The 12,746-nt window shown below is 52.1% G+C and carries 9 protein-coding genes; 1 reads left to right on the plus strand and 8 read right to left on the minus strand.

Translation table 11 applies throughout. The features are described from left to right. Nucleotides 1-2 precede the first annotated feature (2 nt). Nucleotides 3-2,204 (minus strand): RNA degradosome polyphosphate kinase, encoded by a 2,202-nt coding sequence (locus J0M34_07895; GenBank protein MBN8544170.1) that lies wholly within the window; start codon nucleotides 2,202-2,204, stop codon nucleotides 3-5. A 66-nt stretch (nucleotides 2,205-2,270) separates the two neighbouring features. Between J0M34_07895 and J0M34_07900 the strand changes: the two genes are divergently transcribed. Next, the gene (locus J0M34_07900) at nucleotides 2,271-2,804 is read left to right on the plus strand and encodes a histidine phosphatase family protein (GenBank protein ID MBN8544171.1); all 534 of its coding nucleotides are present in this window, start codon (nucleotides 2,271-2,273) and stop codon (nucleotides 2,802-2,804) included. Here J0M34_07900 and J0M34_07905 read toward each other — a convergent pair. The 7 genes from J0M34_07905 to J0M34_07935 form a co-directional block, all read right to left on the minus strand. Then, complete coding sequence (locus J0M34_07905; protein ID MBN8544172.1) at nucleotides 2,801-4,474, minus strand: type IV secretory system conjugative DNA transfer family protein; 1,674 nt, start codon at nucleotides 4,472-4,474, stop codon at nucleotides 2,801-2,803. The two genes, J0M34_07900 and J0M34_07905, sit on opposite strands and share 4 nt — an antisense overlap. Nucleotides 4,475-4,698: 224 nt before the next feature. Next, on the minus strand, nucleotides 4,699-5,682 hold the full coding sequence (virB11, locus tag J0M34_07910; protein MBN8544173.1) for a P-type DNA transfer ATPase VirB11: 984 nt from the start codon (nucleotides 5,680-5,682) through the stop codon (nucleotides 4,699-4,701). A gap of 9 nt (nucleotides 5,683-5,691) precedes the next feature. Next, nucleotides 5,692-6,888: a TrbI/VirB10 family protein gene (locus J0M34_07915; protein ID MBN8544174.1), complete on the minus strand. Its 1,197-nt coding sequence runs from the start codon at nucleotides 6,886-6,888 to the stop codon at nucleotides 5,692-5,694. Beyond that, entirely contained in the window at nucleotides 6,885-7,862 is a 978-nt protein-coding gene (locus tag J0M34_07920) for a TrbG/VirB9 family P-type conjugative transfer protein (GenBank protein ID MBN8544175.1), read from the minus strand. The genes J0M34_07915 and J0M34_07920 overlap by 4 nt, the downstream gene beginning before the upstream one ends. Next, on the minus strand, nucleotides 7,862-8,569 hold the full coding sequence (locus J0M34_07925) for a type IV secretion system protein (protein MBN8544176.1): 708 nt from the start codon (nucleotides 8,567-8,569) through the stop codon (nucleotides 7,862-7,864). The genes J0M34_07920 and J0M34_07925 overlap by 1 nt, the downstream gene beginning before the upstream one ends. 107 nt (nucleotides 8,570-8,676) lie before the next feature. Next, on the minus strand, nucleotides 8,677-10,296 hold the full coding sequence (locus tag J0M34_07930) for a type IV secretion system protein (GenBank protein MBN8544177.1): 1,620 nt from the start codon (nucleotides 10,294-10,296) through the stop codon (nucleotides 8,677-8,679). Then, nucleotides 10,293-12,677 (minus strand): hypothetical protein, encoded by a 2,385-nt coding sequence (locus tag J0M34_07935; GenBank protein ID MBN8544178.1) that lies wholly within the window; start codon nucleotides 12,675-12,677, stop codon nucleotides 10,293-10,295. Before J0M34_07935 ends, J0M34_07930 begins: the two co-directional genes overlap by 4 nt. Nucleotides 12,678-12,746: the final 69 nt, after the last annotated feature.

The raw sequence follows: 12,746 nt of genomic DNA on the forward strand, positions 1-12,746 counted from the left end.
GGCTAATTACGCTTCTTTTTCTTGGCGGCAGCAGCGATGGGTGTTTCGGGCTGGCCAATTTTTTGCAGTGCTTTACCACGCCCTGAAAGTGACGGGTTGGTCATGAAGTAATCATGTGCAGCAAACGCGTTGGGGTCGTTGGTGATGCGGTGATACTCGCCATTTGCACTGAGCACCCAACTTTGGCGCTCGTCTTTCAAATTGGCGACGAAAATCTGGTCAAGAATTTGTGCATGTACGGTCGTATTGGTGATGGGAATCAGCAGTTCGATGCGGCGGTCGAGATTGCGCGTCATCCAGTCGGCAGAAGAAATAAAGAGCTTGGCTTTGGGGGATGGTAAGCCATGCCCCGCACCAAATGCCACCATACGGCCATGCTCCAAGAACCTGCCAACCATGCTGCGCACCCGAATATTTTCTGAGAAGCCCTTGATGCCTGGCTTGATACCGCAAATACCACGCACGACAAGTTCAATCTGTACCCCCGCTTGGGATGCAGCATAGAGCGCATCAATCATCTCGGGGTCGATGAGCGAGTTCATCTTCGCCCAGATAGCGGCAGGGCGTCCTGCACGCGCATGCGCCATTTCTTCGCGAATCAGTTTATAGAGCTTATTGCGCATGTGTAGCGGCGCCACGCCAAGCTTCTTGAAGGTGAGGGGTTTGGCATAGCCCGTGACGTAATTAAATACGTACCCAGCGTCCTGACAGAGGTCGGGGTTACATGTGAAGAAGGATAAATCCGCATAGACTTTGGCGGTATTAGGGTGGTAGTTGCCCGTGCCAAAATGCGCGTAGGTTTTCATGGTTTTGCCAACGCGCCGCACGACGAGTGATACTTTGGCGTGCGTCTTCATATTCACGAAACCGAAGACGACTTGTACGCCTGCGCGCTCCATGTCGCGTGCCCAGCGCATATTGGCTTCTTCATCAAAGCGCGCTTTGAGTTCCACTAGGGCAGTAACCGTTTTGCCAGATTCAGCCGCACGAATGAGTGCTTTGACAATCGGTGAGTCGGCGCTCGTGCGGTAGAGTGTCTGTTTAATCGAAATAACGTTCGGGTCGGCGGCCGCCTGCTCAATGAATTTGACCACCACATCAAAGGATTCATACGGGTGGTGGATGACAATATCTTTCGCCTCAATCGCTGCAAAACAATCACCACCATAGTCGTTGATGCGCTCGGGGAATCGCACCTTGAAGGGCGAGAATTTCAGGTCGGGACGCGGTGTGTCATAAATTTCACTGACCTGTGCTAGCCCAACCATACCCTCAATCTCGATGACATCCTCGCGCTCGGCTGGCAAATGCTCGCACATGAATTTGATGAGCTCTGCTGTTGCGCCCTTACTGGCTTTGAGGCGCACAATACGCCCATAGCGGCGCTGTTTGACGGCTTTGTCGAGATAGCGCATTAAGTCTTCTGCTTCCTCTTCGACCTCGACGTCGCTATCGCGCACGATACGGAATACGCCCGCATTCAGCAGCGTGTATTTTGGGAAGAGTAGATCAATGAAAAGCTCGATCACATCACCCAGCAGCATGAAGCGTGTGCCTTTGCCTGTTTCCAGTTTTACAAAGCGGCCTTGCGTGGGCGGAAACTGCACCATTGCGAGCATTTTTTTGCTCTTCTTTTTGGGTGGCTGTAGCGCGTAGAGCTGCACAATGCCGAGATTAGGTACGAAGGGGAAGGGGTGCGCAGGGTCCACCGCGATAGGCGTAAGAATAGGGAAAATATTCTTTTCAAAATAACTGCGTAACCAGACCTTATCACTGCGTGAGAGGTCTTTCGCAGTGATGATGCGAATCTGTTCCTTCGCTAATAGTTTTTGCAGATGAATCCAGCATTGCTGTTGCTTGTGGATCAGCGCGGCTGCTGCCTCGTTGACGCGGTCTAACTGTTGCTTGGTGGTGAGACCATCAGGCGACGGCGTATGAATGCCTTGGTCTAGATTGTCCTTCAACCCCGCCACGCGCACCATGTAGAATTCGTCAAGGTTTGCTGCGGATATAGAGAGGAACCTGACCCGCTCCAGTAACGGCAAGTGCGGGTTCATCGCCTCTTCCAATACGCGGGTATTAAAGGACAGCCATGAAATTTCGCGATTGAAAAAGCGATGTTCTGGTTTGGTAAAATGTGCGCGGATCAACGTCTCCGACGGGGCGGGAACGAGAGGAGTGCGTTTGCGCGTGCGTGATGCCATGATGCAATGCAGCTTGTGTTGAAAGGTTACCCGTGTAATGTAGCCTGACGCGCGAGGAGAGCAAGACTGAAACGCACCTTATCCATACTTCGCCATGCGAAAGCTGCTGACGCGGAAGCCTATGCAACGGACGCAGAGCGCCCCCTGACCTCCCGTGGGCGAGAGGACGCGGCGCGCCTAGGCGCGTATTTGGCGCAACATCGCATGTTGCCCGAGCTTATCTTGTGTTCCAGCGCGACGCGTACGCGAGAAACACTGGCCCAACTTGGTGCCATTATCCCCACGATTCTGGCCGATAAGCTTTACTTAGCAAGCGCGGGAGAAATGCTCGCTTATGTGCAGCAGGCCGACGATACGGCGCAGCATATCATGATTATTGGCCACAATCCCGGCATGCATGAGTTGGTGGTGCGGTTGATGGATGACGCTAAAGATGAGCAAGATATCAAGCGGCTTGCCTTGAAATTCCCAACCTGCGCCTATGCACGCCTGAGCTTCACACTCGATACGTGGAACGAGATGAGACTGAATAGCGGGTTATTAGAAACCTACTTGATTGGTAAAGAACTGCCGGCAACCCAGCCATCTAAAATCGCTTAAGCAGAAGGTTTAGTGCCGCTTGCCGCAGGAGGCGGTGGTGGAGGTGGTGGCGCTGCAGGTGGTGCGCCCGCAGGCTTGTTATCAGCCGGTGGTGGAGGCGGCGCTGCTGCTACTTTCTTCTTCTTGCGTGGGTCGTAAGGTTCTTGTGTTGGTATTGGGCAAGGTGGCATAAGGCGCTTGGTGAAGAACGAATCCTTGAAGTAGAAAATCTTTTTCGCTTTCACCGGCGGGAATGACTCGATGAGGATAATCTCTTCGTCGCGCGGCAACTGAATCACTTCCTGTGGCAAGATAAGCGCGCGCTGCGTTTCGGAAACGTGCATGGTGCGCGATGCGGGGTTGAAATCGATGAAGCGCGGTTTGTTGTGCGAAGATTGCTGCGCCGTTTTATTGCCCACGAGCTGTGAAATCATGTTGGCGGTTTCGATGTTGTTCGCCGAGAAGGTCACACGGTAATAGCTGTTGGAGAGGAAGCTGTTCATGCCTGCTTCTTCGTAAATACCCTTGAGCTGCTGCGTATCCTGAACGATGAGGAAGAGCTTCACACGGTAACCACGGAAATAGGCGATACCAATTTGGAATTGTGGCATTTCACCAAGTGACGGGAACTCGTCCATCATGAACATGACGCCGTGTGGCTCGTCGGCCTTTGGCATGTTGCGGGTCATGAAGTCGGTGGCTTGCTGGTAGAATACTTTGAGCAGGGGCTCCAAGCGCTGCAAGTTGTCTGGCGTTACGCCGACATAGACGCTTTGCTTTTTCTTTTTCAGGGTCTGCAGGTCGAAGTCCGACGATGCGGTGGTGGTATCAATCAGTGGGTTGGCCCACAGTTCAAGACCTGAGTTTAGGGTTGAAATCACGCCGGAACGTTCTTTGTCGGCTTTTTGTAGGAAGGCGGCGATGTTCATGTAGGCAACAGGGTGAATTTTACCACCGATCGTGTCGAGCACCACGGCGAGGTTATAGACTACGTCATCGGAACGCATGGTGCGTACGACTTCGCCAAACGAGGTTACTTTTTCTGGAACCGCGCAGAGATAGAGAATCACGCCCATCATGAGCGAACGTGCTTCGTTCTGCCAGAATTCCTGTTCGGGCAATACGAGGTTACAGATTTTTTGCACGTCATCGACCATCTGGCCGGGCTTGTCGGAAATCCAGTCGAGCGGGTTATAGCAGTGCGAGATACCGTTAGGGTCAGCAGGGTTCCAGTAGAAACACGTCTGCTTCAATTTATTGAAACGATAGCCTGAGGTGAGCTCGAAGTTCTCACCTTTAATATCGTGTACAACGACGGACTCTTCCCAAAAGAGCAGGTTCGGGATCACGAAGCCCACACCCTTACCAGAGCCCGTTGGTGCGAAGAGTAGCACGTGTTGGAAGTCGTCGATAATAAGGTAGTTGCGTACGCCCGTGCGCCCCATGAGCAGGCCTTTTTTGGCACGTAGCTTAGCGCGGCGAATGGTTGCTTCATCGGCCCATTTCGCATCACCGTGGATCTTCTCTTTCTTGCGCACGGGGCGGAAATCCATCAAAGGTGCGCGCATCATGAAGAGGGTGAACAAGGCGAGCAGGAAGCTACCCGCGAGCGGCCCGTAAAATTTTGCATCAAACTCGGTGTTGAAATAATAGCTGCGGTGCTGAGGGAACTGCTTGTAGTAAGCCGCCATTTTATGCAGTCCGTAATAAGCATTGATAAGGCCTAGCGGGTTAGTCGCTGCCAAAATATAGGATTTATAGGGCGCGATTGCGGTGCGTTGGCGTTCGCTGACATAGCGATGGCCCAGTGCGTAACTAACCGCAATACCGCCGTAGGTTGGCACGCCAAGCGTGATGAATATCAGCAGCGCGAGGATCAGCTTATTGAACAGCGAATCCAGTTGTTCCTTCATGGCTAGTGACCTGGCTTGAAGTAAATTTCGGAAATGAAGCGGCGGCCTTTTTCGCCGCGCTTCAACTGAATCACAACTTGTATAACGGTTTCGACATACTCTTTAATCTGTTCACGCGTGATACCTAAGTCAGCCTGCATGATCATGAGGATGAGCTGCTCGATCGCGAGTGCTGGCGAATCGGCGTGAAGTGACGCGATAGAACCTGGGTGACCTGTGTTGACCGCACGCAGATAGGAGAATGCTTCAGCGCCGCGCAACTCGCCCACGATGATGCGGTCAGGGCGCAGACGTAAACACGCCTCAATCAAATCCTGCTGGCTGACTTTGGCGCGGCCTTGCCCGCCCTTACTGGCCAATAGATGCACGCGGTTGGCAACGTTCTCAATGCGCACTTCGCGCGCATCTTCAACGGTGATGATGCGCTCATGCGATGGCAAAGCGCGCAGCGCGGCGTTAAGGAAGGTGGTCTTACCTGTGGAGGTACCGCCTGATACGATGATGTTCTTTTTATGCTGCACCGCTTTGATGATGAACTGCTTTACTTCGCCTGCGTTATAAAGCGCCATCAACTCACGGTCGGCGTCGTCTTCGATTTTTGCTCCCGTCTTGGTGTTGGAAAATGCGCCCATGCGCTCATAATCATCCAGCGTCATTTGAATCGTCGCTTGTTTACGAATCGACATGGCGACGGTGTTGCCCTCAACAGCAGGTGGGAACACGATTTGGATACGGTAGCCGCCAGGCAGGGTTGCAGACAGAAGCGGCTTTTCTTCGCTGATGGATTGATTGGTGGACTGAGCAATCAAGTGCGCGAGGCCTTTTAAATGCTCAAGCGTGAACTCGGGCAGTGTTTCGTGGCGCATATCGCCGAACTTCTCGACCCACGCTTCACCAGGCGTGTTGATAGAGATTTCCTGAATACCTTCTTCGGCGAAGAGGCGTTCAAGAGGTTTGAGATAAGTGTTGAGAGCAGCCAATGACATGGCAGCAGTTTAGTTGATGATTTGGCTGCCGACAAGTTCGGCGGGGAAAATCAGGTCACGATTGACGAAAACATTCAGTTGTGTGCCCTGATCCACCAGAATCGTTGGCCCAAGATCAAGGAAGCCTTGCATGAAGGTCTCGGTGACGGATCCCAAGCGATTCAAGGCGTTGACCGTCGCGGTGGATGCGGCATCGCCTGACTGAGTCGTGCCAAAGGTCGAGGAAGTAGTTGAGCTTTCGCCATCGCCTGGGCTGATTTCATCTGAAGCGAGTGCCAAGGCGATAGACACAACGCTCGACATAACCGCGCGCGAGAAGATGGCTTGGAATTTCGTATCCACTTGTCCAGCGATACCTGCTTGACCGATTTGGTCAACGCCTTGTGAGCCAAGCTGTACGTCAATCCCATCGGGGCGGATAGCGCGCGTCCAAATAACGAATACGCGTGACTGACCACCCGTCACGCTGGTGTTGTATTGACCAATCAGGCGCGAACCAACAGGGATGAGCGGCTTAGTGCCCGCTTCACCATACACATCACGCGAAACCACTGCGCGAATCGGTGCAGGAAGGTCCGTATTAATGGCCGTTTCCAAGGTTGCCTGAATCATCCGACCCTGAGCAATGACGCGGCGTAAGTCACCAATACGCGTTGCAATCGATTGATCAGCTTTACTGTTGTTGATGGCTGCTGCTGCGAAGGCGCTATTGGGGTCATCACCAATGGGCGCTTCTTGGCTTGGTGCGTCATTGGTTCCGCCAAACGCAGAATTGCCACCATCCACGACCATCATGTTCGAGCGTTGACGTGCTTGCATTTGTGCTTTCAGCGCATTGTCTTCCTCTGGCTCAATCGCGGGCAGAACGGTTGGCTGCGGAACAGGTGGCGCTTCAATAATAGGTGGTGGTGCGAGGACGGGAGGTTCTTCCGGAAGAGGTGGTGGTTCAAACTCCTGCTGTGCAATGGGTCGTGGTTTTTCATCCTCTACGACGGGCGCTTCTTCGCCGCCGCCGCCAAAAAAGATACTGTATAAAAGATACACCGCCACGAGTGCTAGTGCGCCCATGACCATCATGGTTTTACCCTTGCTTGCCGCAACGGAAGGCGCGCCTGTGTCTAGACCACCGCCTTCTGGCTCAGCATTGCTGGTGAAGGGATCATCCATCGGTGGTGGAGGTGGAGGAGGAGGAGCGGCAGTATTCATCCGGATACCTGCGCTTCATTATAGACCATGACTTCTGCGCCATTATTGCGCAGCGAGAATTGTGGGGCGATGGCATTCACCACTGCAAGACCTTCCGCGTTTAGCTGATAGGGCACTTCGATTTCTTCACCGCGACTATTAATGATGGCAAGGCGTGGTAGACGAGACGTGTCACGGAATTTGAAGTAGGTAGCGCGACCATCATCATAGATTTTTACGGGCGCGATTTCATTCGGGCCTGTGTAGGTGTAGCGATAATTCATGCGGTTGGCTGCAGGTTGGGAGCTGGCGATAGTCGTTGCGATGGGCGCAGCAGGCGCAGGTGGCTTATTGAGCAACGCGGGCGACGGCAAGTTTGAATAGGCGGGTGCCGCAGGTGCAGCGTAAATTGGTTGCGATGGTGGTGGCGCATAGGTCTGCACAGGGGCGCTCATGATTTGTGGTGCGGGTGCTGGCATCATCGATACGGGTGGTGCCATAGGAGCGCTCATGACTTGCTGCACGGGTGCTGCAGGGCTTGACCACGCGCTGGTTTGCTGTGTTGGAATGGTGATCGGCGAAGGTGGCAGACCACCTTCTTCGGGGTAGAAGAAGCGCACCACGTAGGTTAGTTCCTCACTACCATACACGGCATCTGAATCACTGGAACGCAGGTCGAATTGATAAGCGCGCTTGTTGGTCACAATGGTCATGTTGGTGTGAGCCTTCTCTTCCATCGCGCGGATGAAGAGGCGGCGGCCAGCAGGAACAATTTGCCAACCCACGCGGTCACCAACAGAAACGGTCTCAATTTCTTCTTTATTGCCGAATTCGACATTGGCTTGGTAGCCGTAATGCGTGGTCACGTTGAATACTTCATTTTCATTATAAACGAAGGTTTTGATGCGGCTATCGCTCACAACAGGTTGCGCGACAACAGGCGCCGCTAGCGCGGATACAACGAGTAATGCAAGCATGGCAAGCACGTGCCGCATTAGTTGATCTCCTTCTGAATTTGATAGTTCAGTACTTGGAAACCTAGAGGATTAATCAGCATCTCTTCTTGATTGAGATTCAGCTTAGCATACTCGAACGTAATCGTAACAACATAGCGCGTCTCAATGTCTGACGAGCCGGGAATCTTATCGACCACAATGATGCGCGCTTGCATGATTTTTGCAGGAGTTTTTTCCACTTCTTCGTTGGGTAGCGGTGGATTGTGGATGTAGCTCATGGAAGCGAACTTCACGTCGCGCTGACCAACGCCTTTGAATACTGCGGCAAGACTATTGGGGTTTGCTGGGTCTACAGCTCTGCGGTAATCAAAGAAAATGTTAGGCACGCTCATCACGCGAACGGAATCGTAATTGTAGCGCAGGATGCTGAAATTATAGCTTTCCCGTGAGGAAATGTAGCGCGATACGAAGTAGCGGTCGACGACTTCGCTAGCTGCATAAACATTGCGTTGCGCAGGATTTACCGATTGGACGATGCCGCTGCGATCATCAATTTGTAGGAGGTAAGGCTCAACGGTTTTGAGGGGTGCCATGCGCTTAACGGCGATGACGGAAATAAGCGATACCGCCAACGCGACAAGGGTCAGCAGCGCCAGCACGTTACGCTGCACCAACACTTGCTGGTACTTGTCTTGATACCAGTGCTTGGCACTATCTGAAACTGATTGCTGCTTACGCTTGAACACTCAGCAATCCCCAATGATTGTGGTGAAAAATCAAGAAGCAACTATATCTGGGGGTGGGGTGATTGCAAGCGCCCCTGATTGCTTATGCACAAGTCTGTGCACACCACTTAGTATTCGTCATGTCTGGTGCGGGTTGGGTTGAAGAAGAATTCAGCCAAGCTGCCTGTCAGCCCGCTTCGCAAGCCTCTTTGTGCGCCTTCAAGCCCTGCTCCAGCAGCAGTAATGCTGTTAGAGCCCGCCTCGCGCATTTTCTCAGTGTAGGAGGCATAGAAGCCTTCACCCACCCTATCGGTCAGGTCAAAGGCCATGTTGCTGACACCTGGCGCCTGACCATGGAAGCCGCCGCCGCTAATCACTTGTGGTGCATAGACACCGCCAGAGAGTGAGGATGCCAAGCGCCATGCAATACTTGGGACGTAGTGGATAATTTGGTCAATGACATAAATGAGTATCACCAGTCCGAGCAATGTTGTTCCCGCCATTTCCATGATTTTGTTGGCGCTACCATCTTCTAGTGGGCCCGGATTGGCTGAATTGAGGACGGTATAGGGCGTACCATCCGCACCCGCTTCACAGCGAAATAAATCGGTCGCTGGGTTGGTGCGATCACCGTCAGGAAGCACGGTTCCGCCTGTTATTGTACCGTCATCTTCGAGAGTGCCTCCTCTAACAATTTCAAATTTACATAGCGTACAGTATTGCCATGGCCAACGGAACGTATCGGTTTCAATAACCTGCTCGTTCTTCACGACAAGGCTCGCCATATTATCGATGAGGCTGAATGGTTTGATCGAGAAAATAAAGGCGATGAAGGTGAAGATAATCACCATCTGCAAGGTGAAGGATGCAAGGTAGCCCAAGTACTTATCGAACCATTTGCGTGTTTGTTTGAAGAGCGCCATGGATAGGAAAATAGGCGCGAGTGTCATCAGGAACGCGATTCCAACAATCGAGAACATGTAGCCAAAGATTGCGCGCAGCAAGAACATCATCATTTTCATGAAGAACAGGCCCGACAACAAGAATAATGGCGGGAAGGCGATGGCCATAATCGCCACCATGGCGAAAAGCGCGTTTTTGCAGGGATTGTTGTCATCATTCCATGTCTCGCCCGATTCTGCCGTAGCGAAGCCGATCATTTTTCCCATCATGCTATCTAGGAATCCATAGACGTCGGCGGTTGAGTCGATGGGGTTGCCGCTCTCGTCATTAACGAGGCCGCTCATCGCAACCACTGTACCTTCGCGCAAACCACCCACAAAGAAGTTGTAGCCATAACCAATCATGTATTCGGCTTGGGTGGCGAAGGCCAAAACGAAAGCGATTTTCAGCAAAAATACAATTGCTTCACGACCAGTAGCGGGCACCACGCCAACGGTGAACGCAACACCGAACGTAACCACGGCAAGGGTGAGCACCGCCTGCACGGCAGGAATCAACTCTACAATCACACCGCAATACATGTTGCCGAAGATCTGGCTGCTGATGCTCTCAACGTGGCATACAAGGTAGGAGAAGATGTTGTCTTTGGTTAGGCGCGAGGGGCAATCTGCTGCAGACATGATGAGGTCGCCCTCTGCTTTACCATCATAGCAACTAAAACTCTGTGCGCCTTGGTCGCCAAATGCTGCGAGCGCGGGATCACTCATCAGCATAAGAAATGCGAGCCCACCAAAAGTAAGGAACATTGCCCAAAGTATTTGTTGGTAGGTAATGCGATGACTCATGCAAGCTCCTTGCGTGGGTTCATCAGCTCTGCCAACAGTTCGGCGGGATTACTGGAGCCCGCGCTAAGCCTGCCTGATAGCGTATCACACAACACGCCCAGACCATCAAGCTTTGCAGAGAGTATATGGTTTCCATCGGCGCGCTTCAGAAGGCATTGGCGCTCGATCGATGAGAGTTGCGGCAAAGCGTAATACTCTGCCTCACTCAAACCGAACCGATCCATGTACTGAGGCATGGGGTCGGCGTCGGGCAAGTAAAGCTGTGTGCTCATCGCATTCATGATGGTGGGGGTATGCGTGAGGTTGGCGCTTTCCTCTAACTTGCTCGACAGGATGAGTACCATAGCGTTGCGCTTGGTAAGAAACTCCAGCCACTCTTTGGACTTGGTGCCGAAGATGGGGCTGTCTAACAGCAAGAATCCCTCATCCAGAACAATGATGGTGGGCTTGCCGTCGAGTTGCATGGTCAGGCGGTGCAATAAATACGTCGCAAGCGGAGTGCGCTTGGTGGGATCATCCATTACGTGGCTGATATTCCACCCTGTGATATTGCCTGGTGCAAAGCGGTCTGTGGGCAAATCAAACAAATCACCTTTCTCACCGCCCGCAATATATGGCGTAATGGCTTTTGCCATCACGGGATCGTTTGCAGCAATGGCTTGCTGCATCAGCGTCATGGTGCGTTGCTCAGCAGGTAGTTTATAGAACTCATTCACGACCGCCGAGAAGAACGACAACATGCCGCTATTAAGTGTAAGAGTCTTGGGCGCGAATAGACTGGTCATCCATAAGCTCAAGAACTCACGGTTGGCTGGCTCGTCAGGCAACTTGAGGGGGCTGATAGGATGCTGAATCGTGCCAATCGGTTGATAGGTGCCGCCGATGGATTGAATAAAGCTCGCTGCTCGGCCGCGTGTATCAAGGTACCAGATGCGCGTTTGTAATTTGCGCGATTGGGCAAGCAAGAAATGTGCAAGCGTGGTGCGGCCTTTGCGCGTGCGGCCAATAATCGCCGTATGGGCTGATTCACCCGCATGGAAATTGAAGAAGTATGGCGTGCGCTGAATGCTGGGCAGAATCGTAATGGTTGGGCCCCACTTGCTGCCTTTGGTATTGCCCATTGGGGCGCGCTGCAAATTCGCAAAGCCAGCGAGGTGCGTCGTATTCGTGGAGCGCTTGCGGGCGATGAATGGAAAGTTGCCAGGTAGTTGCGCCCAATACATTTCTTCGAATTTCAGATCTTCGCGTATCGTCAGGATGCCTAATTTACCCAGTGCTTTACGTACTAATTTGATATTTGCTTCAAGCTGCTTAATGCTGGGTGCGATAAGGAAAACTGAACATTGCTGCTCACCAAACGCCCGCTCGGGCAACTCTTTATGTTCGGTGAGGCGGTCAATCTCGACCCACTCGGCGAGTTCTTTATCGCCACTAAGTTTCAAGTAGCGCTGTTGCTTCTCGTAAGCTTCTTTGGCTTGTGAAGCGCCGATGAAATCGAAGCACTGCGTGATGATAATTTCGCATGGAATTTCTAGAAACTGATCAATCCCCGCAAGCGAAGACTCTTTATATTCTTTGAGTGAAAGAATGCTCGCAAAGCGACGCTTGCCTTCTGCGGTGCGCACTTCCATAGCGTTGAAGCCAAAGGTGATTTCGCCACTCGTAAGATAATGCGATAAATCTTGGGTGGGAACAGGCATAGGCCGTTCTTCAAGATTGATGAGCTTCTCTAAAAATTCGAGCTGCTCAGAGTAGTATACGCCCTTGCGTTCGACCACTTCTAGGCGCCGCGCCCCGAATGATGAGAGGCTTTCAAGTATATTATTAACCGTCAGGTCTAAATCGCTATTAGCCTCATCCAGATAGGCGTTGCGTATGCGCAAATCTTTCGGCAACCACAAACTTTTGAGCAAGGATTGTAGATTAAACAGGTTGGCGTCTTGTCCTGCTTTGACAATCGTGATGTAGAGTTCATTCGTATAGGACTGGTCCCAGCGATGTTGCGTGTTCCACGCTTCATCAACGCGTGACGAAAATCCGTCAGGAAAAAAAGATTTTTCTATTAGCGTATGTTTGCGACGAAGTGTGTGCAGCCAAATCGCATAGCTGGTATCGGGGATGTGTCTGAAAATGGCGTCACGTATTGCGGTACGCAAGTCAGAAGCTTGGCCTTGCGGCGTATAATCAAGCCCTGCAATTTTGATAATTTGGATAATTTCACCATTCTTGGTGAAGAGAGAGTGCGCATCCGCCAAGCACGCATAGGGTACAAAATCGGATTCAATGACATCATCAGAGATGTCGCGCATCGCTTCCAAATCGTCAGGTTTTTTGTGCGATTTGGTGATGGATAATAGTTTTTTTTTCGGTAAACCCGCCATGCGGAAATCTTACCTCATGTTATGAAAAAGGCGCTACCCCGTCTTACGGCAAGATAGCGCCTTGTTCGT

This window comes from Alphaproteobacteria bacterium (genome assembly GCA_017302575.1).
Classification (GTDB): Bacteria; Pseudomonadota; Alphaproteobacteria; order Rickettsiales; family UBA3002; genus JAFLDD01.

What these genes read in the sequence shown, in the direction of transcription:
- J0M34_07895 (MBN8544170.1), bottom strand. Translation starts at nt 2,204, where the DNA reads ATGGCATCACGCACGCGCAAACGCACTCCTCTCGTTCCCGCCCCGTCG.
- J0M34_07935 (MBN8544178.1), bottom strand. Translation starts at nt 12,677, where the DNA reads ATGGCGGGTTTACCGAAAAAAAAACTATTATCCATCACCAAATCGCAC.
- J0M34_07905 (MBN8544172.1), bottom strand. Translation starts at nt 4,474, where the DNA reads ATGGCGGCTTACTACAAGCAGTTCCCTCAGCACCGCAGCTATTATTTC.
- virB11 (MBN8544173.1), bottom strand. Translation starts at nt 5,682, where the DNA reads ATGTCATTGGCTGCTCTCAACACTTATCTCAAACCTCTTGAACGCCTC.
- J0M34_07930 (MBN8544177.1), bottom strand. Translation starts at nt 10,296, where the DNA reads ATGAGTCATCGCATTACCTACCAACAAATACTTTGGGCAATGTTCCTT.
- J0M34_07915 (MBN8544174.1), bottom strand. Translation starts at nt 6,888, where the DNA reads ATGAATACTGCCGCTCCTCCTCCTCCACCTCCACCACCGATGGATGAT.
- J0M34_07920 (MBN8544175.1), bottom strand. Translation starts at nt 7,862, where the DNA reads ATGCGGCACGTGCTTGCCATGCTTGCATTACTCGTTGTATCCGCGCTA.